Genomic DNA, 23558 nt, shown 5'->3' on the forward strand with positions numbered 1-23558 from the left:
GGACCAGTGGATGACGCCAACCCCCCGTCGCGTCCGGCAATCGCTGTCGTGGACCGCGACCGCCGCAGTGTGGTGCTCCGTGCTCGCGGCGGCCGTCGCCGTCGCCCTCGACACCGCGTTCGGGACCATCGCACCCGGGACCGCCGCCGCCCTCGGCTCCGTCGGCGCCGCCTGCGCCGGATCGCTCATGTGGCGCGCCGCCCGCCGCATCGAGGCTGGCCGCCGCACCACCTACCAGCTCATGGCCGCCGGCATCCAGACCATGGCCGCGTCCTTCGCCGCCGCGGTCTGGCTCCCCGACCCCGCGGGGGACGCCGTCGCCGGGTCCGGGTTCGCCGCGGCCGTCGTCCTCTGGGCCCTCGCCCTCCTGCGCCTGCCCGACCGCGGCTGGGCCCCGCAAGCGGTCCAGCGGCGCCTCGTCGACGGCTCCTTCGTCGGCCTCTGCGTGCTCTTCTTCGCCTGGACCCTGTTCGCGCGCCCCCTGTTCGCGCAGATGCGCGGCCCCCTCGGCGAAGGCGACCTCGCCATCGTCATCCCCGGCATGATGGGGATCGTCATGCTCGGCGTCGGCTTCACCACCACCTTCCGCATCCAGCGCTGGCGCCGCCGCCACGCCTCCGCGTACCTCGCCGTCTTCGCCGTCCACTTCACCGGCCTGTCCACGTTCGTGGCCTGGCAGTGGCTGCGCCCCGAGGAACGCGTCCTGTGGTGGTCCGTCGCCTGGGTCGCCACCTGCGCGGCCCTCCTCGGCGTCACCTACTTCGCCGCCCGCCACCACAAGCCCGCCCCGATCGACAAGCCCAACTACCCCGGCGTCCACTACACCGTCATGGCCGGAGCCGGCGCCCTCGCCGCCGCCACCGTCCTCATCAACGGCGCCACCCGCGGCGCGCTCCCGCTCGACGCGGCCCTCCTCGGCCTCGCCGCCGTCGGCGCCCTCGGCGCCCGCCTCGTCCTCACCTACTTCGACGTCAGACGCGTCACCGGCGAGGCCGCGGCCCGGCAGCGCCGCCTCTCCGCGATCGTCGGCGTCGCCTCCGACACCGTCCTCGTCCTCGACGAGAACCTCAAGGTCACCTGGCACCCCGAGGACTCCGCGTGGCGGCCCGCCACCGAAGCGGGCGAATGCCTCGGCGCGTCCTTCCTCGACCTCGTCCACGTCGACGACCGCCGCCACACCCAGGAGGACCTCCGCACCCTCCTCGACGGCCTCAGCCACACCGGCCAGGTCTCCCTCAACGTCCGCGTCCGCGACGCCTCCCGCCGCTGGCGCCACACCGAGACGGTCGTCTCCGACCTCCGCGGCCGCCCCCAAGTGCGCGGCCTCGTCGCCCGCGTCGAGGACGTCGGCGCCCGCAGGAGCCTGGAGACCGAGCTCGCCCGCATGGCCTACTCCGACCCCCTCACCGGCCTCGCCAACCGCCGGGCGCTCCTCCAGAGCCTCGAAGACGGCGTCGCCGCCGAAGAGCACCAGACCGCCCTGCTCCTGCTCGACCTCGACGGCTTCAAGAACGTCAACGACACCCGCGGCCACGACTTCGGCGACGAGCTCCTCGTCGAGGTCTCCCGCCGCATCAAGGAACTCCTGCGCCCCACCGACGTCGGCGCCCGCCTCGGCGGCGACGAGTTCGCGATACTGCTGCGCGCCAGCCGGGCCGAGGCCGTCGCCACCGCCAAGGCCCTCGTCGCCCGCCTCGGCGAGCCCTACGAGTTCCACGACGAGTCCACCGTCTTCGTCACCGGCTCCGTCGGCATCGCCACCGCCGCAGAGGGACTCGGCGACCCCGAACTGCTCCTGCGCAACGCCGACCTCGCCCTGCGCGCCGCCAAGCAGGCCGGGAAGAACCGCTACGCCACCTACGACGCCGAGTTCGACCGCGTCGTGCGCCGCAAGAACGAACTGTCCCAAGAACTGCGCGGCGCCATCCTCCGCGACGAGCTCCGCCTCGTCTACCAGCCCGTCTTCTCCACCGCCGACCGCTCCATCGTCGGCGCCGAGGCCCTCATGCGCTGGCACCACCCCCGGCTCGGCCACGTCAGCCCCGCCGAGTTCATCCCCGCCGCCACCGAGTCCGGCCTCACCCAGGACCTCGCCGTGTGGACCGTCAACCGCGCCGCCGAGCAGCTCGCCGCGTGGGCCAACGGCGGCATCAAAGCCTGGATCTCCGTCAACGTCTCCGTCAAGGAGCTCCACACCCACCTGTTCGCCACCGAGGTCAACACCGCGCTCATCGCCGCGGGCGTCCCCGCCAAGCGCCTCGTGCTCGAAGTCACCGAGCACGACTTCTCCCACCAGATGAACACCCTCATCGCCCAGCTCGGCGCGCTGCGCGGCGCGGGCGTGCGGATCGCCTTGGACGACTTCGGATCCGGGTACTCCTCCCTCGGCCAGCTCGACCGCCTCCCCGTCGACATCCTCAAGATCGACCGCGACCTCATCGCCAAGGACGACGGCGGCGTCGGCCCCCTCGCCGCCGTCACCGTCGCCCTCGGCCGCATCCTCGGCATGGAGGTCATCGCCGAAGGCGTCGAGACCGACCTCCAGCTCAACGCCATGATCACCGCCGAAGCCCCACTGGTGCAGGGCTACCTGCTCGCCAAGCCCATGGACCCCGACGACCTGACGCGCTGGCTCACCGAGGAGCCCAGGGCCCTCCCGTCCGGGCCGTACGACGTGCCCGGGCCCCGCGACACGCCGAGCGACGTCCCGGAGTCTGAGAAAAGTTGACTCACGGGCCGGAATCGTGAATCATGGGGGGCGTGCCGCAGCAGAACTACGACCAGAACGCGACCGAGGCCCTCGCCGCCCGGCCGCTCGTCGTAGTACTTACCTAGCGCACCGTCGTTCCTTGACGGTGCGCTCGCCCCGTGCGTCCTAGCACGCGGGCGATTTTTTCTGCCCGGGGAACGACGCCGCATGTCGAACCAGCCACATCTCCCTATTGGACGAAGGACATGAGCACACCAGTGAAGGCACCCAAGCCAGGCCCGCAGGCCGGATCGGCGGGGACGCAGGCTGCCAAAGCTCAGCCCGCGAGGCCGAAGGCACCCAGGCCCGCACCCCCGCTCGGCGCTCCCGCCGCCGCGCCCGTCCTCACCGGGGCGCAGGCCGTCGTCCGCGCCCTCGAAGAGCTCGAAGTCGAGGCGGTCTTCGGCATCCCGGGCGGCGCGATCCTCCCGGCCTACGACCCGCTCCTGGACTCCGAGAAGGTGCGCCACGTCCTCGTCCGCCACGAGCAGGGCGCCGGCCACGCCGCCCAGGGCTACGCGCTCGCCACCGGCCGCGTCGGCGTGTGCATGGCGACCTCCGGCCCCGGCGCGACCAACCTGGTGACGCCGCTCGCCGACGCCCACATGGACTCCGTCCCGATCGTCGCCATCACCGGCCAGGTCGCCTCGACCGCGATCGGCACCGACGCGTTCCAGGAGGCCGACATCGTCGGCATCACCATGCCGATCACCAAGCACTCGTACCTGGTGACCACCGGCGAGGAGATCCCGCGGGTGCTCGCCGAGGCCTTCCACGTGGCCTCGACCGGCCGCCCCGGGCCCGTCCTCGTCGACATCCCCAAGGACATCCTGTCGGGCTCCGCGCCGTTCGTGTGGCCGCCCAAGATGGACCTGCCCGGGTACCGGCCCACGACGCAGCCGCACGGCAAGCAGATCCGCGAGGCCGCCGCGCTCATCGCCGAGGCCAAACGCCCCGTGCTCTACGTCGGCGGCGGCGTCGTCAAGTCCGGCGCCCACGCCGAGCTGCGCGAGCTCGCCGAACTGACCGGCGCGCCCGTCATCACCACGCTGATGGCCCGCGGCGCCTTCCCCGACTCGCACCCGCAGCACCTGGGCATGCCCGGCATGCACGGCTCGGTGCCCGCCGTCCACGCGCTCCAGAAGTCCGACCTCATCGTCGCCCTGGGCGCGCGCTTCGACGACCGCGTCACCGGCAAGCTCGACTCGTTCGCGCCCGAGGCGAAGATCGTCCACGTCGACATCGACCCGGCCGAGATCGGCAAGAACCGCGAAGTGGACGTGCCGATCGTGGGCGACTGCCGCGCCGCCATCGCCGCCATGACCGAGGCGTACGCCGACCCCGGCAAGGAGCGCCTGAAGACCTGGTGGGAGACCCTCGACGACCTGCGCGGCCGGTACCCGCTGGGCTACACCGACATCGACGACGGCCTGCTGTCCCCGCAGTACGTCATCGAGCGCCTGGGCGCCCTCGCCCCCGAGGACACCATCTGGACCGCGGGCGTGGGCCAGCACCAGATGTGGGCCTCCCAGTTCATCAAGTACGAGACCCCCGGGACCTTCCTCAACTCGGGCGGCCTGGGCACCATGGGCTTCGCCGTCCCGGCGGCCATGGGCGCCAAGCTCGGCGAGATGGGCCGCACCGTGTGGGCCGTCGACGGCGACGGGTGCTTCCAGATGACCAACCAGGAGCTCGCGACCTGCGCGGTCGAGGGCATCCCGATCAAGGTCGCCGTCATCAACAACGGCAACCTCGGCATGGTGCGCCAGTGGCAGACCCTGTTCTACGACAAGCGGTACTCCAACACGAACCTGTCGACGCACCACTCCGAGGCGTCCCCGCGCATCCCCGACTTCGTGAAGCTCGCCGAGGCCCTCGGCTGCGTCGGCCTGCGCGCCGAGACCCCCGAGGAAGTGGACGCGGTCATCGCCCAGGCCAACGCGATCAACGACCGGCCCGTCGTCGTCGACTTCACCGTCGGCCCCGACGCCATGGTGTGGCCGATGGTCCCCGCCGGGGTCTCCAACGACGAGATCCTCTACGCGCGCGACGTGCGCCCCAACTTCGACGACGAGGGCGAGATCTGAGATGAGCAAGCACACGCTGTCCGTCCTCGTCGAGAACAAGCCGGGCGTCCTCGCCCGGGTCGCCGCCCTGTTCTCCAGGCGCGGCTTCAACATCGAGTCCCTCGCCGTCGGGCTGACCGAGCACCCCGGCGTCAGCCGCATCACCATCGTGGTCGACGTCGAGGCGGGCTCGCTGGAGCAGGTCACCAAGCAGCTCAACAAGCTCGTCCACGTCCTCAAGATCGTGGAACTCGAAGCGGGCGCCTCCGTGCAGCGCGAACTGCTGCTGGTGAAGGTCCGCGCCGACGCCGCCACCCGCGGCCAGGTGATCGCGGCCGCCGAGCTGTTCAAGGCCCGCTCGGTCGACGTCACACCCGACACGGTCACCTTCGAGGTCACCGGGAACCACGACAAGATCGAGGCGTTCCTGGAAGTCCTGGAACCGTTCGGGATCAAGGAGCTCGTCCAGTCGGGGACGGTCGCACTCGGGCGGGGGGCCAAATCGATGGCCTCGCTGTCGCGCTACGTCTCACCGAATAGCTAGTCAAGAAGGAAGCATTTGCATGTCCGCTGAAGTGTTCTACGACGACGACGCCGACCTGGCCCTCATCCAGGGCAAGAAGGTCGCCGTCCTCGGCTACGGCTCGCAGGGCCACGCCCACTCGCTGAGCCTGCGGGACTCCGGCGTCGAGGTCGTCATCGGCCTCCAGGAAGGGTCGAAGTCCCGCCCGAAGGCCGAGGAGGCGGGCCTGAAGGTGCTCACCCCGGCCGAGGCCGCCGCGTGGGCCGACGTCATCATGATCCTCGTCCCCGACACCGTGCAGGCCAAGCTGTACGCCGACGAGATCGCGCCGAACCTGTCCGCCGGGAACTCCCTGTTCTTCGGCCACGGCTTCAACATCCGCTACGACCTGATCCAGGCCCCCGCGGACGTCAACGTCGCCATGGTCGCCCCGAAGGGCCCGGGCCACATGGTCCGCCGCCAGTTCGTCGACGGCAAGGGCGTCCCCGCCCTCGTCGCGGTCGAGCAGGACCCGTCCGGCGACACCCAGGCCGTCGCCCTCTCCTACGCGAAGGCCATCGGCGGCACCCGCGCCGGCGTCCTCAAGACCACCTTCAAGGAGGAGACCGAGACCGACCTGTTCGGCGAGCAGGTCGTCCTCTGCGGCGGCACCGCCGAGCTCATCCGCGCCGGCTTCGAGACCCTGGTGGAAGCGGGCTACGCGCCCGAGGCCGCCTACTTCGAGTGCCTGCACGAGCTCAAGCTCATCGTGGACATGATCTACGAGGGCGGCCTCACCAACATGTGGTACTCCGTCTCCGACACCGCCGAGTACGGCGGCGTCTCCCGCGGCTCGCGCATCATCAACGACGACACCCGGAAGGAGATGAAGCGCATCCTCGGTGAGATCCAGGACGGCACCTTCGCCAAGGAGTGGGTCGCCGAGTCCGAGAAGCGCGAGAACTTCAAGAAGCTCCAGGCCGTCCAGACCGACAACCAGCTCGAAGAGGTCGGCAAGAAGATGCGCGACCTCATGCCCTGGGTCCAGCGCAAGATCACGGAAACCGCCTAGGTTTTCAGCACCCCGACCGGTGGGCCGGGAGCCGCGAAGCGGCTCCCGGCCCACCGTCGTTCGGGCTCGGCGCGTTCGCGGTGACGATTCCGGATCTGCGGCATCTGCGGTAAAACTGTGGAATGGCACTGAGGATCGACAGCCCGGCAGTCGAACAGCTTGCGCGCGAACTGGTCGAGGCGACCGGCGAATCCCTGACCGAGGCCGTGGAGACGGCGATCCGGGAGCGGCTGGACCGACAGACCCGCGGCGCCCGCGCCCGGCGCATCCGCCGCCGCATGGATGCACTGCGCGCCGAGCTCTGCTCCTTGCCCCGGGCGGACAATGCAGCATCTGGTGTGCTGAATCAGCCGATTGTGTAACCGCTCGTCAACTGCGGCGATCATTTGCTCTAGGCCCCTAGAGGTCGATACTCTAGGGTCGATAGAGTTCGCTGCATGATGATGATGGCCGCTCCGCTGAAGCGGCGTGAGGTTGTGACCGCACTGCTCAAGGCCGGATGTTCTCCGCGAGGCACCGCCAAGCGCGGAGGCCACGAGATCTGGAACTGCCCTTGTGGGGCTCACACGACCGCGTTGCCACGGCATCGAGACATCAGTCCCGGTACCTGTGCCAGCATCATCAGGCATCTGGAATGCCTGGAGGAGGGGTGGCTGCGATGAAGGAATACACCGTCACTGCGACGCGAGTGCACGGCCTGTGGGAGCTCGACGTCCCCGGTGTCGGCGTCACCCAGTCGACCACCGCCGGAGGCGCAGAGGAGATGGTCCGCGACTACCTCGATTGCCTGGGAGTCGCGGAGGCCGATACCGCTCCTATCGCCATCGTCTGGCACATCGCCCCTGAAATTGACGCCCGCATCATCGAGGCCAGAGAAGACGCTGCGAAGGCCGCCGAACTCCAAGCGCAGGCGTCCCGCATCAATCGCGAGACCGTGGTGCTGCTCAAGGAGTCAGGGATGACCGGCCGCGATATCGCGGCCGTCCTCGGGATCTCGGAACAGCGCGTCTCGCAGCTTTCGAAGGCCGCCTGACCGCTTATAGGCCTGTGGTTTATAAAACTGTGGACCTGCAAACCTGAGGCCGGAAGCCGCGGAGCGGCTTCCGGCCTCTTTATTGCCTGTCAGTGCTGCTGGTATTGGGCGGCGTAGACCTGGCGGGCGGCGGGGGTGAGGGCCGGGCCGACCTGGTTGATGAGGTTGGCGAGTTCGTGGCCGACCTGGCCGATGTCGCAGTTGAGGCCGGCGAGGGCGAGGATGCTGGCGCCGCTCGACACGGACATCGAGAACATGAAGCCGCCGTTCATCTCCGTGAGGTTGGAGATGACCGGGTCGGCCTGGAGCGACCGGGCCGCGCCGGCGAGGAGGCTCGTCAGGCCCGAGGCGATGGCGGAGAGGCGCTCGGCCTCGTCGCGCGGCAGCGTGTTGTTCGAGGCGATGAGCAGGCCGTCGGCGGCCACGGCGATCACGTGCGTCACGTGGGGCACCCGGCCGACGAAGTCGTTGAGAAGGAAGTCCAGTTGCGCACTAGTGGTGTTCATGATCGTTCTCCGGGTCATTTCTCATTTTGGGGTCCAGCGGTCCTGCTGCTCGAAAGGCCGCGGGCGTACGCGGAGTACGTCGCGCCGATGCTCCGGGGGTTGCGCTCGATGACCATGCCGTCCTGACCCGGGCTGGGGGCGACCGCGCCGGGGACCAGATTCGTCATCGGGTCCCGCCGCGGCAGGCCGTTCGGCCCGAACGCGGGCGGTTTCTTCGGTTGGGGCAGTGCGTGACCGGCCCGCAGGGACGGGTCGGCGTGCACCACGGTCACGTCGAACTTGATCTCCGGGAGCTCGGAGAGCACGGCCGTCGTCGAGGAGGAGAGTACCGGGAGCGGGCGCGTGTCGTCCACAGCGGAGACACGCGGGCTCGGACCCGCGGGGAGCGCCTTCGGTTCGGGCGCAACGTGCTTGGCGGGCTGGCGCTGCCCCGGGACCTGGGGCGGCGCGGCGTCGGCGCCGTCGGGGCGGCCGAACAGCGGGGCGTTGCGGCGGGGCCGCGGCAGCGGCACGGTCCGGGCCCCGGCCGCGGTGCCCGTGAGGTTCTCCGGGCGCTGGCTGCGCGGCGGCGGGGTGAACGAGAGCAGCGTGCCGGGCACGGCGATCTCGGCGACGACGCCGCCGCCGATCGAGGGCCGCAGCTCGACTTCGATGCCGTGCCGCCCGGCGAGGAAGCCGACCACGGTGAGCCCCATGGCCTGCATGGCCTCCAGGTCCACCGGGGTGTCGCGGCGGAGGCGGTCGTTGAACCGCTCCATCCGGTCGGGCTCGATGCCGATGCCGTGGTCGCGCACCTGGATGATGACCTTCCCGGTGAGGACCCGGGCGGTGATCTCGGCGGCCGACTCCGAATAGCGGGTGGCGTTGTCCATGAGCTCGGCGAGGAGCTGGACGACGTCGTCGACGTGGTCGGCCTTGACCCACGCGCCCTCGTCGGCGGCGGCCTCGATGCGCGTGTAGTACTCGATGCGGCTCTGGGCCGCGATGAGCACGTCGTCGAGCGAGGCGTCGGTGGTGCGGACCTTCGCGGCCGAGGAGCCGCCGAGGACCAGCAGGGAGTCGTTCGCGCGCCCGATGAGCGACGCGAGGTGGTCGAGGCGGAACAGCCGCTGGAGGCGCTCGGGGTCCTGCTCGTTCTGCTCGGCCGCGTCGAGTTCGGCGGTGAGCCGCCCGGTGAGCGAGTGGCCGCGGCGGGCGAGGCGCACGAAGATCGCGCCGACGTGGTACCGCAGGAGCGCCTGCTGCGCGGAGACGCGGATGGCCTCGCGGTGGACGATGTTGAACGCCTCGCCGACCTCGCTGAGCTCGTCGTCGCCGCGGACCTGCATGGGCGGGGTCGTGCGGGCGGCGTACTCGAACGGGCTGAGCCCGCCCAGGCCCTGCTGCTGGTCGACGCGCTTGACGGCCTGCGGGAGGTCGACCATGGCGATCTGGCGGGCCGAGCCCGACAGGTCGCGCAGACCCCGCGTGACCGAGCGGCCGATCGTGAACGCGATGAGGAACGCGATGGCGAGTGCCACGATCGCGATGATCGATTCCGTTGCGAGCCTTCGGATCGCGGCGGCGCTGACGGCTTCGGCCTCTGCGGTCGCCTCGTCGAACGAGGCGGTCACGAGCTCGGTGGTCGCCGCGTGCCGGGCGTCGTACGCGGCCATGAGCGCGTAGTGCTCGACCTCCTGCTCCTCGTCGGAGCGCGAGCCCGCGATGGTGCTCTCGAACGCGTTGGCCTCGCGGGCGTCGGCGGCGCCGAGGCCGCCCACCTCGAAGACGGCGGCGTCGGGGTCGGTCTGGGCGAGCATGCGGCGGTACTCGGCGAGGGACTCCTCGCGGGCGGCGGTGAGCCGCATGAAGGTCCGGTGCTTGCCCGCGAGCGGGCGGCCGTCTTCGAGCGAGAGCACGAGCATGCGGATCTGCTCGGAGGACTCGTCGATCGCGGCCAGGAGCGCGGCGGTGCGCACGGTCCGGGTCAGCTCCGAGGTCCCGGCGAGGTCGACGACGTGGTCGAGGACGGCCGCGAGGCGGGAGACCACGGAGTTGTACACCGTGAGGTGGACGGCGGCGACGGAGCCGTCGCGGACGGCCTCGCGGGCGATGCCGAGCCGCTCCAGCGGCGCGTCGGCGCGGTCGAGGAGCGCCTCCGATTCCTCGTCGAGGTCGAGGGAGGCACGGGTCGCGGCGAGCGCGTCGAGCGCCGCGCCGGTGTCGGTCTCGTTGCCCGCGAACGAGTTCTGGATGGACTCGACGTCGGTGACGCCGGTCTGCTCCTGGTACACGAGCCGGGCGGCGTCCTTGCGCTCGGCCTGGATCGCGACGATCACGGCGTTGACGTCCCGGGCGAGCTCGACGGCGTCGGCGGTCGCGCCGATGTCGCGCGCCTCGTCCGCCGACTCGACCAGGCGGAGCGCTACCATCCCGGCCAGGGTGAGCGCCGGGACGAGCAGCATGATCGTCAGCTTGGTCCGGATTCTCATGCGGGACCAGGGGCCGCCGCGCGGGCGCCGCTTCGACTGCGAAGGCGGGGACTCGGCTAGCTCATCGTTCATCTCAGGGGTTCCTTCGGCGGGCGCGGCGCTACTCGACGCCCAGATAGGCTTTCACGACTCGGGGGTCTTGCAGGAGTTCGGAGGCGGGGCCGCTGTGGGCGATCTCCCCGGTCTCCAGGACGTGCCCGGTGTCGGCCGCGCGCAGCGCCCTGCGGGCGTTCTGCTCGACCAGCACGACGGTCACGCCCGAGGCGCGGATCTTCTCGATGACCGCGAATACCTCGTCGACCATCTTGGGGGCCAGCCCCATCGAGGGCTCGTCCAGCAGGACGACCCGCGGCCTGGCGATCATCGCGCGCGCGATCGCCAGCATCTGCTGCTCGCCGCCGGACAGCGACCCGGCGGGCAGGGCCCGCCGCTCGGCCAGGACGGGGAACAGGTCGTACATCTCGGATTCGGGGGCCGCCTGGCGGCGGCGCCGGTGCGCGCCGAGGAGCAGGTTCTCGGCGACGGTGAGGGTGCCGAGGATCTGGCGCCCTTCGGGGACGAGGACGAGCCCGGCGGCGACGCGGCGGTGCGCGGGGCGGCGGGTGACGTCCTCGCCTTGGAAGCGGATGCGGCCCGCGGCGGGGCGGACCAGGCCGGAGGCGGCGGCGAGCACGGAGCTCTTGCCCGCGCCGTTGGCGCCGACGAGGGCGAGGAGGCCGCCTTCGGGGACGCTGAAGGACACGTCCCTGACGGCCTGCACGCGCCCGTAGGCGACCTTGAGCGAGTCGACTTCGAGGATCGGTTCAGACATGTTCGGACTCCTCGTGCTCGGTGCCCAGGTACGCCTCGACGACCCGCGGGTCGGCGGCGACCTCGCGCGGCTCGCCCTCGGCGATGACCTCGCCGAAGTCGAGGACGACGAGGCGGGTGCAGGCGTCGAGGACCATCTTCACGTTGTGCTCGATGAACAGGACGGTGACGCCGTCGTCGGCGAGGCCGCGGATGAGCGCGGCGAGTTCGAGCGCCTCGACGTGGTTCATGCCCGCGGCGGGCTCGTCGAGGATGAGCAGGGTGGGGTGGGCGGCGAGGGCGCGGGCGATCTCCAGGCGGCGGCGGTCGCCGTAGGAGAGGGCGCCGGGGCGGGCGGCGGCGCGGTCGGCGAGGCCGACGCGCTCCAGCTGGGCCCAGGCGAGCGCGAGGGCGCGGCGCTCGTCGCGGCGGGCCGACGGGAGCCACAGGAGGCGGCGCAGGTACGTGGAGCGGCTGACGACGTGCGTCCCGACGAGGACGTTGTCGAGGACGGTGAGGCGCTCGAACAGCTTGGAGTGCTGGAAGGTCCGGCTCACCCCGGCCTGCGCGAAGCGGTGGGGGCGCGAGCCGATCGGGACGCCGAGCACGGTTCCCTCTCCGGCCGTGGGGGGTTCGAGGCCGGAGATCATGTTGACGAGGGTGGTCTTCCCGGCGCCGTTGGGGCCGATGACGCCGAGGACCTCTCCGGCGCGGATCTCCAGGTCGACGCCGCGCACGGCGTTGACGGCGCCGTAGCTCTTGGCGAGGCCGGTCACGGAGGCGAGGGGCGTCCCGGGGTCGGGGAGCGGGTCGAGGGCGTCGAGGGGCGCGTAGTCGGGGCCGGGCCGCGTCGGCGCGGGTCGCAGCCGCGCGAACAGGGTCGACAGGCCGCCGGGGAGGAACAGGATCACCGCGAGCAGGAGCACGCCGGTGACGAGCGGGTGGATCCAGCCCGCTTCGAGGCCGAGGGCGTTCTGCACTTCCGGGACGGCGCCGAGGAACACGGCGCCGAGGACGGGCCCGAAGAACACGAGGTAGCCGCCGAGGACGGCGGTGACGAGGCCGCTCACGGTGAGGCTGAAGTCGAACGAGACGGGCGTGATGCGGCCGAAGAAGTACGCGAACATGACGCCGTAGACGCCCGCGATGGCGCCGGAGGCGACGAACGAGGCCATGCGGGTGCGGGCGACGTCGACGCCCATGGACCCGGCGGCGAGCTCGTCCTCGCGGACGGCGGCGAACGCGCGGCCCGAGCGCGAGGGCCCGAGCCGCCAGAACAGGTACGCGAGGACCGCGACGACGGCCCACGCGAAGTCGAAGGTCACCCACCGGTCCAGGCGCATGCCGAGCGCGCCGTTGGTCCACTCGGCGTTGTTGATGAGCACGCGGATCATCTCCGCGGACGCGATGGTCGCGATCGCGAGGAACACCCCGCGCAGGCGCAGCACCGGCAGTCCCACGACGAACGCGGCGGCGGCGCCGACGAGCGCCCCCATGGGCAGGCCCACGATGACGGGGGAGATCGATCCGGCGATGGGCTCGGTCGGGACCACGAGCGTCGAGACGTAGGCCGCGAGGGACGCGAACCCGGCCTGGCCGAGGCTGAGCTGCCCGGCCATGAGGACCACGTGGAACGAGTAGGCGAGGATCGCGCCGAGCGCGATCGTGGTGATGAGGGCGTCGTATCCGGCGAGCATCAGACCTCCCTGACCTTGACGTGGCCGAAGAGGCCCCTCGGGCGCAGCACGAGCACGGCGAAGAGCAGCGCGAACGCGACCATGCTCTTCCAGGTGGAGTCGAACAGGTGGATCGTGAGGGCCTCGGCGACGCCGAGCACCACCCCGGCGGCCATGGCGCCCCACAACGAGCCGAGGCCGCCGAGGATGATGACGGCGAAGCCGACCAGCTCGATCGAGGCGCCGAGGTCGCGCCCGGCCTGGCCGAGGTTGAGCGCGAGGAGGGCCCCGGCGACGGTGCCGAGCGCCGACGAGAGCGCGTACGTCCCCGCCGTCACCCGCCCCACGTTGACGCCGAGGACCTTCGCCGCGGTCGGGTTCTCCGCGACGGCCCGCATGGACCGGCCCAGCGAGGTGGCCGAGACGAGCCAGGCGAGGCCGAGCATGAGGACCAGCGCGAGGCCGAGCGTCACCAGCTGCGTCAGGGTGACCCGGACGCCGGCGACCTCGAAGAGCCGGTTGGGGAAGTAGTCCGCCGCGAAGTGCTGCGGGTCGGTGCCGTAGCGCGCCTGGAGGAGCGCGATGACGACGCCGCCGAGCGCGACGGAGGAGATGAGGCCGGCGAAGTGCTCGTCGTCCCGGCCGCGCAGCGGCCGGAACGCGATGCGCTCCACCAGGACCCCGGCGAGCGCCCCGAACAGGGCCACCACCGGGAACAGGATCCAGATCGGGATCGCGGTCCGCGCCGCGACCTCGATGCCGATGAACGCCCCGGCCGTGAACACCGCCGGATGGGCGAGGTTCAGGTGTCGGAGCACGCCGAACACGAGCGTGAAGCCGATCGCGAAGAGCGCGTAGATCGAGCCTGCGAACACGCCGTTCGCCAACTGTTGCAGCATGTCTGGATTCCTGTGAAGTGGTGGGGAAGGGGGTCCGCCGGGGGTCCCGGCGAAGCGGTTACAGCAGCGTGAAGGCGCCGTCGTGGACGATCTGGACGACGGCCTCCTGGGTCACCTCGCCGTTCTCGTCGATCGAGATCGGGCCGAGGATGGAGTCGTATTCGAGGATCTGGCCGAGGTTGTCCTTGATGGCCTCGCGGTTCGCGTCGCAGTCGGCGCGGATCGCCTGGTCGAGGAGGTACGCGGCGGTGTACGCCTGGGCGGCGAACTGGTCGGGCGCGCGGCCGTACTTCTCGGTGTAGTTGGCGATGAACTCGGCGTTCCCGGTGGTGTCGGAGGCCGCGCTCCAGGCGCCGCCGACGATGAGGCCCTCGGAGGCGTCTTCGAGGGCGCCGACGAGGACGGGGGAGTTGAAGGCGTTGCCGCCGACGATGGGGGCCTCGATGCCGAGGTTGCGGGCCTGCTTGACGAGCGGGACGGTCGCGCCGGGCAGGGCCGAGAGGATGACGGCGTCGGGCTCGGCTTCGAGCACGGAGGTGAGCTGCGCCGCGAAGTCGGTGTCGGCGGTCTCGAAGGTCTCCTCGGCGACGATCTCGATGTTCTCGTCGTTGAGGACGTCCTTGATCGTGTTGGCCGCGGAGGTGGTGAACTCGTCGGCGTTGTCGTAGAGGACCGCGACCTTGGTCAGGCCCAGGGCCTCCTTGGCGGCGGGGATGGACGCGGCGAGGGCCACTTCCTCGGGCAGCGAGGCGCGGAAGATGTAGTCGCCCATCTCCGGGATGCCCTCGGCGGTCGTGGAGACGCCGAGCGCGGGGACGCCGGCGCTCTCGGCGTCGGTGTAGGTCGTGAAGGCCATGTTGGAGAGGGTCGGGCCGACGATGGCGGACACCTCGTCGCGGTCGATGAGCTTCCCGAACGCGGCGACGGAGTCCTCGACGCTGGTCTTGTCGTCCTCCTGGATCACCTCGTAGGTGATGCCCCCGGCGGCGTTGAGTTCTTCGAAGCCCATCGCAAGGCCCTCTTGCTGATAGGTGCCGGCGAACGCGGCTGCTTCGGTGAGGCTGAAGACGGCGCCGATCTTGACGGTCTCGTCGATGGTGCAGTCAGCTCCCGTGCCCGAGCCGGAGAGGGCGCTGTCGGAGGAGGCTTCGTTCGTGTCTTCCGAGACACAGGCACCGGTCGCGAGCAGGGCGGCAGCGGCCAAGACCGCGCCGGTGGTGGATTTGAGGCGCATGTTCTTCCTTGAATGGAAATGATGGTAAGAGAGGCTCGTGGGGTCTTTGGTGGGGAAGCCACCGTCTCGTGGGGGATCAGGCGGCACGCAGGCCACCTTATAAGGACGGTGAGAGCCGCACAAGACCGGACAACAATAAGTTTGCGCGACTAGCGGGCTTTACCGTGAACAATCAGGGTGAACATCGCGCACTCTGTGAAAGGTTGTGAACAGGCGGACGGACGACAGTGCACTGTGGGCGGTTGACTGACTGCGGAGCGTCACCGTCCCGTCGCGCTCCCGGCCCTCAACGTGTGACCGGCCTCGCGTCTATCCTGGGGGTGTGGCTGTGAACGGTGTGAAGACGTACCAGGTGAAGACGTACGGCTGTCAGATGAACGTGCACGACTCCGAGCGCATCGGGGGCCTGCTCGAAGCGGCGGGCTACGTCCCGGTCGAGGGGGAGTCGGCGCCGGACCTGGTCGTGTTCAACACCTGCGCGGTGCGCGAGAACGCCGACAACAAGCTGTACGGCAACCTGAGCCACCTCGCGCCCGCGAAGCGCGCCAACCCCGACATGCAGATCGCCGTCGGCGGCTGCCTGGCGCAGAAGGACCGCGGCGAGATCGTCAAGCGCGCCCCCTGGGTCGACGCGGTCTTCGGCACGCACAACATCGGCTCGCTCCCGGTCCTCCTGGAGCGCGCCCGCCACAACCGCGCCGCCGAGGTGGAGATCCTGGAGTCGCTGGAGACGTTCCCCTCCGCGCTCCCCACCAAGCGCGACTCGACCTACTCGGGCTGGGTCTCGATCTCCGTGGGCTGCAACAACACCTGCACATTCTGCATCGTGCCCTCCCTGCGCGGCAAGGAGAAGGACCGCCGCCCCGGCGAGATCCTCGCCGAGGTGCAGGCGCTCGTCGACGAGGGCGTCTCCGAGGTGACCCTCCTGGGCCAGAACGTGAACACGTACGGCGTCGAGTTCGGCGACAAGCTCGCCTTCGGGAAGCTCCTGCGCGCGTGCGGGGAGATCGAGGGCCTGGAGCGCGTGCGCTTCACCAGCCCGCACCCGAAGAACTTCACCGACGACGTGATCGCGGCGATGGCCGAGACCCCGAACGTCTGCCACCAGCTGCACATGCCGCTCCAGTCCGGCTCCGACCGCGTGCTCAAGGAGATGCGCCGGTCCTACCGGTCGGCCGCGTACCTGGAGATCCTCGACAAGGTCCGCGCGGCCATGCCCGACGCGGCCATCACCACCGACATCATCGTGGGCTTCCCCGGCGAGACCGAGGAGGACTTCCAGGCCACCCTCGACGTCGTGGAGAAAGCGCGCTTCTCCAGCGCGTTCACGTTCCAGTACTCGATCCGCCCCGGCACGCCCGCCGCCACGATGGCCGACCAGATCCCCAAGGCCGTCGTCCAGGAGCGGTACGAGCGGCTCGTCGAGCTCCAGGAGCGCGTCTCCTGGGAGGAGAACCGCAAGCTCGAAGGCGCCGAGGTCGAAGTGCTCGTCACCGTCGGCGACGGCCGCAAGGACGAGGCCACCGGCCGCCTCTCGGGCCGCGCCCGCGACGGCCGCCTGGTCCACTTCACCGTCACGCCTTCCGAATCGGACCCCACCGGGAACGCCGAGGGCGTGCGCCCCGGCGACGTCGTCACCACCGCGGTCACCTACGGCGCCCCGCACCACCTCGTCGCCGACGGCCCGGTCCTCAAGCACCGCAAGACGAAGGCGGGCGACGCGTGGGCCTCCGGCAAGGCCACCAAGCTCCCCGGCGTCAGCCTCGGCATGCCCTCGATCGGCAAGAAGCCCTTGCCGAAGCAGGACGCCCCCGGCTTCGGCACCTGCTGACCGGCCCCCGGCCCGGCGCATGAGGCGGCCGTCGGCCCCCCGTGCCAGAATCGGGCGATGGAACAGGAAATCGACGTACAGGCCAAGCGCGACCTCATGTACGGCGAACTGGACTTGAGTTCGCTGTCGCTGTTCTCGGGGTCGTTCATCAACTACGGGTACTGGGGCGAGGTCGCGCCCGGTCGCGACATCACGCTCGCCGAGCGCACCGCCAGCCAGGCCGAGCTGTACCGGCAGACGCTCGCCCGGATCCCCACGCCCCCAGGGGTGGAGCTGCTGGAGATCGGCTGCGGCATCGGCGTGGGGACCGCGCTCGTCGCCCGCGAGTACGCGGCCTACGCCACGGGCCTCGACCGCTCGAAGGCGCAGCTCGCCCGCGCCGCCGACGCCAACGCCGAAGCGCTCGAACGGCTCTCGGGCCGCCTGTCGTTCCAGGAGGGCTCGGCCACCGAGCTGCCGTTCCCCGACGACGCCTTCGACGGCGCCTACTCCGTCGAGGCCCTCCAGCACGTGGACGACCTCGCCGCGGTGGGCCGCGAGGCCCGCCGCGTCATCCGGCCCGGCGGCCACTTCGCGGCCGCCACGTTCTTCGCGCCCGTGGACTCAGGGGACGGCCCGCTCGCCGACCTGTTGGAGACCGTCGCCTCCGGCGTCGACGTGGTCCACTCCCTCGGGGCCTTCACCGCCGACCTGGAGCAGGCCGGATTCGCGGACGTGGCCGCCGAATCCATCGGCGGCCACGTGTGGCACCAGTTCGACCGCTGGGTCGCCCAGACCGAGTTCAAGGACTCCTGGGGCCGGAACCTGCTGCGCTGCTACGAGAACGGCTGGCTCGACTACTACGTCGTCACCGCCTCCTAGCGCCGGCCTAGACCAGCGAGTCCTCCCACTGCCGGTGCAGCGTCGCGTACTCGCCGCCGCGGTCGATCAGCTCGTCGGGGCGGCCGTCCTCGATGATCCGGCCGTGCTCCAGGACCAGCACCCGGTCCGCGATCTCCACAGTGGAGAGCCGGTGCGCGATGATGATCGCCGTGCGGTCGGCCAGGATCGTGCGCAGCGCCCGCTGCACCAGCCGCTCCGACGGGATGTCGAGCGAACTGGTCGCCTCGTCCAGGATGAGCACCCGCGGGTCCGCCAGGAACGCCCGCGCGAACACCACCAGCTGCCGCTGCCCCGCCGACAGGCGCCCGCCGCGCTTGCGCACGTGCGTGTCGTACCCGTCGGGCAGCGCGTCGATGAACTCGTGTGCGCCGACGACCTTCGCCGCCTCCACGATCCGCTCCCTCGACGCCCCCGGCTTCCCCAGCTCGATGTTCTCCGCGATCGTGCCGTTGAACAGGAAATTCTCCTGCGTGATCATGACGATGTTCCCGCGCAGGTCCGCCTCCGACAGGTCCCGCAGGTCCACGCCGTCGAGCGACACCGACCCCGAACCCGGGTCGTAGAACCGGCTCACCAGCTTCGCGATCGTCGTCTTCCCCGCGCCCGTCGCGCCCACCAGCGCCAGCGTCTGCCCGCCCGGCACGCGCAGGTCCAGCCCCGGCAGGACCACCTGGTCCTCCCGGTACCGGAACTCCACCGCGTCGAACCGCAGCTCGCCGCGCGGCGACGCGATCGCCTTCGGCTCCAACGGCTCCGGCACCTCCACTGGCTCGTCGAGCACGCCCGAGAGCTTCTCCAGCGCCGAGGTCGCCGACTGGAGCACGTTGTAGAACTGCACCAGCTCGTTCAGCGGGTCGAAGAACCGCTTCATGTACAGCAGGAACGCCGCGAGCACACCGAGCTCGGTGTTGCCCTGCATGACCTGCCAGCCGCCGAACAGCAGCACCACCACCGTCGCCAGGTGCCCGATGCCGCGCATCCCGCCCGACATGAACGCGTTCTGCTGGTGCCCCTTCGCCTGCGCGAACTGGTTGTCGGTGTTCAGCCCCGCGAACAGCTCCCGGTCGCGCGGCTCGCGCCGGTACGCCTGCACCGCGCGCACCCCGCCCATCGACTCCACGAAGTACACGATCAAGAGCGCCACGGTCTCGCGCGCCTTGCGGTACGCCACCGCCGACACCTTGCTGAACCAGCGGCCCAGCAGCAGCATCAGCGGGAACGTCAGCAGCGACACCGCCGCCAGCATCGGGTCGATCACCAGCATCACGATCGTGATCGTCACGACGTTCAGCGCCGCCAGCACCAGGTCGTCGACGCCGTTCTCCGTCATCTCCCGGATCGACTCCATGTCCGAGGACTGCCGGGCCGTCACGCGCCCCGACGTGAACCGCTCGTGGAACGACACCGACAGGTCCTGGAACTTGCGGAACACCCTGCCGCGCAGCGCGAACAGCATCGCGTTGCCGACCTTCGCCGACTGCGCGATGTACAGCCGCACGCACACGTACTTCAGGACCGACACGAGCGCGAACACGACCGCGATCCCGACGAGCATCGTGTAGTCGCCGCGCTCGGAGATCGCCGGGATCGCGTTGTCGATCCCGAACATGACCAGCAGCGGCGTCGCCATGCTCGTGAAGTTCTGCACCACCAGGATCGCGCACAGGAACGCGATCCCCTTCTTGTGCGGGCGCATCATCCAGCCCAGCAGCGCCCGGCTCTTCTGCCGCAGCTCCTTGATCGACTCGGCGTCGTCCACTTCGGCGCTGGTGCGGTCGGCCTCCGCGGACTCGGCGCGCCCGCGCCACGCCGCGTGCTTGTCGGGCTTCTCGGTCTCGGTGACGGTCACGCCGCAACCTCCTCGGACTCGGCCGACAGCACGTCGACGTACTCGGGACTGGACGCCATCAGCTCGGAGTGCTTCCCGAACGCCGCGATCCGGCCCTCGTGGAGCAGCGCCACCTTGTCGGCCAGGGCCACGGTGGACGGCCGGTGGACCACGACCAGCGCGGTCGTGTCGCGCAGGACCTGCGCGAGCGCGCGCTCCACCAGCTCCTCGGTGTGCACGTCGAGCGCGGACAGCGGGTCGTCGAGGACGAGTACCGCGGGGCGCACGACGACGGCGCGGGCGAGCGCGAGGCGCTGGCGCTGGCCGCCGGACAGGGACAGGCCCTGCTCGCCGATGCGGGTGTCGAGGCCGTACGGCAGGTCGTAGACGAACTCGGCCTGGGCGACGCGCACGGCCTCTTCGAGGTCCGCTTCGCTGGCCCCGGGGCGTCCGAGGGCGAGGTTCTCGCGGACGCTCATGGAGAACAGCGTCGCCTCCTCGAACGCGGTGGTCACGACCGAGCGGAGGTTCTCCAGCTTGAGGTCGCGGATGTCGGTGCCGTCCAGGAGGATCCGTCCGGCGGTGGGGTCGTTCAGGCGCGAGGGCAGGGACACGAGCGTGGTCTTGCCCGAGCCGGTCTTGCCCGCGATGGCGACGGTCTCGCCGGGCTTGACGCGCAGGTCGACGCCCGCTAGGATCTCGCGCGAGTCGTCCTCGAACGCGAACCGCACGTCCTCGAAGACGAGCTCGCCGCGGACCTCGCTGCGGTCGATCACCTTGGCGTTCGGGCGGTCCTTGATGGCCGGCTCGGTGTCGAACACGTCGTAGACGCGGTCGGCGGCGGTCATGGCCTCGTTGCCGTGGGCCATGACCCAGCCCGAGGCCTCGATCGGCCACAGGAGCGCGAGCTGGAGCATGATGAACGCGGTCAGGTCCCCCACGGACAGGGACCCGCCCGCGACCATGGTCGCGCCGAGCACGAGGACGCCGCCGACACCGGCCGTGGCGATGGCGTCGTAGCCCGACCAGGACCGGGACGCGATCATGCTCTTGAAGATCGAGCGGGACCGCAGCTCCTCGGCCTCCTTCTCGAAGCGGGCGGCCATGAGCGGGCCGCGCCCGAGCGCCTTGATGGCGCGGATGCCGAGCGCCGACTCCTCGGCGGCGCTGGAGACCTCGCCGGACTGGTCCTGCTCGGACCTGGCCGCGGGGAGGTACTCGCGGAAGAACTTGCGGCCGATGAGGAACAGCGGGACGGCCGTGGCGAGGACGATGAGGGCCAGGCGCCATTCGATGAACAGCAGCTGCCCCATGATGATGGCGATCATGCCGACCGAGGTGATCGCGAAGACCAGGCCGCCGGCGAAGAACCGCCGGACCATGCCGAGGTCGGAGGTGACGCGGGAGAGGAGCTGCCCGGTCTGCCACCGGTCGTGGAACCCGGTGTGGAGCACCTGGAGGTGCTCGTACAGGGCGCCGCGGATGTCGGCCTCGATGGCCATCGCGGTGGTGGTCTGGAAGTAGCGCCGCACCAGGTTGAGCAGTGCGTCGGCGGCGCCGAGGACGGCGATGACGCCCACGATCGCCCACAGCCCGGGGATGTCCCGGTGCGCGATCGGCCCGTCGATGGCACGGCCGACCAAGGGCGGGATCGCCAGGCCGGACACGATGTTCAAGAGCACCATCGACCACAGCAGCGCGAGGCGGTACCGGTACGGATGCAGGTACTTCTTCATCCGCCACAGGTTCGTCAGCGCCGACTTCTGTTCGGGGGGATTGTCGGATTCTTCTGGAGTTTTCAACCGCTCTGAGCCCACTGTTCAAACCTACGAGCGGCCTGTGACATCGTGCAACCGATTTCCCACCTGCCGACCGGTAAGTGACGGCAGGTGGGGGCACGCCGTCACTCAAGCAGTTGCGCGCGAAGGGAATCCGACTGATCGAACTCGATCGCGGCGATGTAGTCGACCATCGACCCGTAGCGGGCCTTCATCTCCGCGAGCGTCTCCAGCATCGCCTCCGGGGGCGTGCGCAGGCCCGACTCGAACCCGGGCCTCCCCAGGTTCGCGTCCCGCCAGGCCCGCCACCGGTCGATCCCGAACTCGGTCAGCGCGTACTCGGCGGCGATGTCCTCCTCGCCGACGCCGAGCGCCGACAGCAGCGCCGCCGCGACCAGGCCGGTCCGGTCCTTGCCCGCCATGCAGTGGAACAGGACCGGCTCGCCCGAGGCGATCACGTCGAGGGAGTCCTTCACGCTCCGGTACCCGGATTCGAGCATCGCCGAGTAGCGCTGCCGCAGGAACGGGACCACGTCCGCGCCCTCGGGGTAGTCCTTGCCGATGTTCTCCCACTTGACGTGCAGCAGCTCGAAGTGGTGGAACTCGACGCCGCCGGTCTCGGGGAACCGCCCGTACTCCTCCAGCTCCTCGCTCCGGCGCAGGTCGATCACGTGCCTGATCCCGAGCCGGTTCACGAGCAGGTCCACGTCGGCGTCGGTGACCATGCCGAGGTTGTCGGACCGGAACACCCGCCCGGTCCGCACCTTCCGGCCGTCGGCGGCGTCCCAGCCGCCCAGGTCGCGGAGGTTGAAGATCCGGTCGGCGTCGATGAACTGGCGGGGGAGCGGTTCGAGGGTCATTGCGGCTGCCTTCCTGTCCGGGGGTGACGCGGTAGGGGCGGGGCAGAGCGAATGGCGCGGACCATAGCGGTCCACGCCGTCGTAGCCCATATCCGATTATCCCGATCCGTCCGCGAACGCCAAACTGACGTCCAACGGAGGGCAGGTTCCGTCTACTTGGAGCCCTCGGCCAACTGCAAGAACTGCTTCTTGCTCGCCAAGTCGGCCTCGGCCTTCTTGATCCGGCCCGCGTTCCCGTCGGCCTTCGCGCGGGCGAGCTTCTCCTCGGCCTCGGCGACCTGCTGGCGCATCTGGAGCAGCAGCGGGTTCTCCTCGACCGGGACCTTGCGCCACGCGGTGTCGAGCGCGTCGCGGAGCTTGTCCTCGACGTTGCGCAGGCGCCGCTGGAGCTTCGCCTGGTTCTTGCGCGGGACCGCGCCGATGTCGTGCCACCCGGCCTGGAGCTCGCGGAACGCGTTCTGCGCGGCCTTCGGGTCGGCCTCGATGTCGAGGGCCTCGGCCTGCTTGAGCAGCTCCTCCTTCGCGGCCTGGTTCGCCTCCAGCTCCGCGTCGCGGGCCGAGAACACCTCGGAGCGCGCGTTGAAGAAGACGTCCTGCGCCGCCCGGAACCGCTTCCAGGCCTTCTGCTCGGCGTCGGGCGCGAGCCGCCCGGCCTCTTTCCACTCGGCCATGAGGCCCTTGAGCGCGTCGGCGGTGGGCCCCCAGTCGGTGGAGGTCGACAGCGCCTCGGCCTGGGCGATGAGCTCTTCCTTCTTCGAGCCGATCACCTTGCGCTCGGCGTCGAGCTGCGAGAAGTAGGCCCCGCGGTGGCGCGTGAACGTGTCGCGCGCGGCCGAGAAGCGCCGCCACAGCTTCTGATCGGTCTTCCGGTCGACCCCGTGGATCGCCTTCCACTCCTCGATCATCTCGCTGAAGCGCTGCCCCGACGCCTTCCAGTGGCTGTCGCGCGACGCCAGGTCCTCCGCCTCGGCCACCAGGGCCTCCTTGGCGGCGACGGCCTCGGCGCGCTCGGTCTCCTTGGCGGCCTTGAACTCGCCGAGCTTGTCCTCCGCGTGCTTGGAGAGGCCGTCGAGGCGGGTCGCCAGGCCCTCGACGTCCCCGACCACCGCGGCCGTGTCCAGGCCCTCGCGGAGCTTGCGCAGCTGCGAGGCGGCCTGCTCGACGTCGGCGGACTCCGAGTTCAGGCGCGCGGCGATGAGATCGACCTCCACGACGAGGTCGGCGTACTTGCGCGCGAAGTGCGCGAGCCCCTCCTCCGTGGAGCCGGCCTGCCACGAGCCGACCGCGCGCTCGCCGGAGGAGGTCTTCACATAGACCGTGCCGTCGGCGTCGATGCGGCCGAAGCTGGTCCAGTCTCCGAGGTCACTCATCGCGGTAATCTC

The 23558-nt window shown here is 70.6% G+C and carries 19 protein-coding genes; 9 read left to right on the top strand and 10 right to left on the bottom strand.

Translation table 11 applies throughout. The annotated features are described in order from the left end of the window. Positions 1 to 10: 10 nt before the first annotated feature. From WA640_RS07215 to WA640_RS07240, 7 genes are all read left to right on the top strand, one after another. On the top strand, positions 11 to 2728 hold the full coding sequence (locus tag WA640_RS07215) for a putative bifunctional diguanylate cyclase/phosphodiesterase (protein ID WP_335986875.1): 2718 nt from the start codon (positions 11 to 13) through the stop codon (positions 2726 to 2728). Between the two features lie 227 nt (positions 2729 to 2955). After that, positions 2956 to 4836 (top strand): acetolactate synthase large subunit, encoded by a 1881-nt coding sequence (locus WA640_RS07220; RefSeq protein ID WP_106364849.1) that lies wholly within the window; start codon positions 2956 to 2958, stop codon positions 4834 to 4836. Between the two features lies 1 nt (position 4837). Further along, positions 4838 to 5359, top strand: a complete 522-nt coding sequence (gene ilvN, locus WA640_RS07225; RefSeq protein ID WP_106364848.1) for an acetolactate synthase small subunit — start codon at positions 4838 to 4840, stop codon at positions 5357 to 5359. Between the two features lie 19 nt (positions 5360 to 5378). After that, complete coding sequence (ilvC, locus tag WA640_RS07230) at positions 5379 to 6389, top strand: ketol-acid reductoisomerase (RefSeq protein WP_106364847.1); 1011 nt, start codon at positions 5379 to 5381, stop codon at positions 6387 to 6389. Between the two features lie 122 nt (positions 6390 to 6511). After that, on the top strand, positions 6512 to 6751 hold the full coding sequence (locus WA640_RS07235; RefSeq protein WP_335986876.1) for a type II toxin-antitoxin system VapB family antitoxin: 240 nt from the start codon (positions 6512 to 6514) through the stop codon (positions 6749 to 6751). A gap of 84 nt (positions 6752 to 6835) precedes the next feature. After that, positions 6836 to 7051 carry a type II toxin-antitoxin system HicA family toxin gene (locus tag WA640_RS28805; protein WP_442904709.1) on the top strand — a complete coding sequence of 72 codons (216 nt, stop codon included), beginning with the start codon at positions 6836 to 6838 and terminating at the stop codon, positions 7049 to 7051. Continuing rightward, positions 7048 to 7422, top strand: coding sequence for a hypothetical protein (locus tag WA640_RS07240; RefSeq protein ID WP_335986877.1), 375 nt, complete (start codon positions 7048 to 7050; stop codon positions 7420 to 7422). The genes WA640_RS28805 and WA640_RS07240 overlap by 4 nt, the downstream gene beginning before the upstream one ends. Positions 7423 to 7511: 89 nt before the next feature. Here WA640_RS07240 and WA640_RS07245 read toward each other — a convergent pair whose 3' ends face one another. The 6 genes from WA640_RS07245 to WA640_RS07270 are packed head-to-tail and all read right to left on the bottom strand — an operon-like array spanning position 7512 to position 14997. Next, positions 7512 to 7928, bottom strand: a complete 417-nt coding sequence (locus WA640_RS07245; protein WP_106365138.1) for a roadblock/LC7 domain-containing protein — start codon at positions 7926 to 7928, stop codon at positions 7512 to 7514. A gap of 14 nt (positions 7929 to 7942) precedes the next feature. Continuing rightward, positions 7943 to 10471, bottom strand: coding sequence for a sensor histidine kinase (locus tag WA640_RS07250; RefSeq protein ID WP_335986878.1), 2529 nt, complete (start codon positions 10469 to 10471; stop codon positions 7943 to 7945). Between the two features lie 28 nt (positions 10472 to 10499). Then, entirely contained in the window at positions 10500 to 11210 is a 711-nt protein-coding gene (locus tag WA640_RS07255) for an ABC transporter ATP-binding protein (protein ID WP_335986879.1), read from the bottom strand. Further along, complete coding sequence (locus WA640_RS07260; RefSeq protein WP_335986881.1) at positions 11203 to 12885, bottom strand: branched-chain amino acid ABC transporter ATP-binding protein/permease; 1683 nt, start codon at positions 12883 to 12885, stop codon at positions 11203 to 11205. Before WA640_RS07260 ends, WA640_RS07255 begins: the two co-directional genes overlap by 8 nt. Beyond that, positions 12885 to 13763 (bottom strand): branched-chain amino acid ABC transporter permease, encoded by an 879-nt coding sequence (locus tag WA640_RS07265; RefSeq protein ID WP_219926799.1) that lies wholly within the window; start codon positions 13761 to 13763, stop codon positions 12885 to 12887. Before WA640_RS07265 ends, WA640_RS07260 begins: the two co-directional genes overlap by 1 nt. Positions 13764 to 13821: 58 nt before the next feature. Then, positions 13822 to 14997, bottom strand: a complete 1176-nt coding sequence (locus tag WA640_RS07270) for an ABC transporter substrate-binding protein (protein WP_335986883.1) — start codon at positions 14995 to 14997, stop codon at positions 13822 to 13824. A gap of 328 nt (positions 14998 to 15325) precedes the next feature. Between WA640_RS07270 and miaB the strand changes: the two genes are divergently transcribed. Further along, complete coding sequence (miaB, locus tag WA640_RS07275; protein ID WP_442904710.1) at positions 15326 to 16828, top strand: tRNA (N6-isopentenyl adenosine(37)-C2)-methylthiotransferase MiaB; 1503 nt, start codon at positions 15326 to 15328, stop codon at positions 16826 to 16828. Between the two features lie 57 nt (positions 16829 to 16885). After that, entirely contained in the window at positions 16886 to 17689 is an 804-nt protein-coding gene (locus WA640_RS07280) for a class I SAM-dependent methyltransferase (protein WP_335986885.1), read from the top strand. Positions 17690 to 17696: 7 nt separating this feature from the next. On the opposite strand, the gene WA640_RS07285 is transcribed toward WA640_RS07280, so the two are convergent. The 4 genes from WA640_RS07285 to WA640_RS07300 form a co-directional block, all read right to left on the bottom strand. After that, complete coding sequence (locus WA640_RS07285; protein WP_335986886.1) at positions 17697 to 19559, bottom strand: ABC transporter ATP-binding protein; 1863 nt, start codon at positions 19557 to 19559, stop codon at positions 17697 to 17699. Further along, positions 19556 to 21274: an ABC transporter ATP-binding protein gene (locus WA640_RS07290; protein WP_335986888.1), complete on the bottom strand. Its 1719-nt coding sequence runs from the start codon at positions 21272 to 21274 to the stop codon at positions 19556 to 19558. Before WA640_RS07290 ends, WA640_RS07285 begins: the two co-directional genes overlap by 4 nt. Positions 21275 to 21441: 167 nt before the next feature. After that, positions 21442 to 22176: a tyrosine-protein phosphatase gene (locus WA640_RS07295; protein WP_335986890.1), complete on the bottom strand. Its 735-nt coding sequence runs from the start codon at positions 22174 to 22176 to the stop codon at positions 21442 to 21444. Positions 22177 to 22328: 152 nt separating this feature from the next. Next, positions 22329 to 23546, bottom strand: coding sequence for a DUF349 domain-containing protein (locus WA640_RS07300; RefSeq protein ID WP_335986891.1), 1218 nt, complete (start codon positions 23544 to 23546; stop codon positions 22329 to 22331). Positions 23547 to 23558: the final 12 nt, after the last annotated feature.

Origin of the sequence: Glycomyces sp. MUSA5-2, assembly GCF_037034145.1 — a bacterium.
Lineage (GTDB): Bacteria > Actinomycetota > Actinomycetes > Mycobacteriales > Micromonosporaceae > Glycomyces > Glycomyces artemisiae.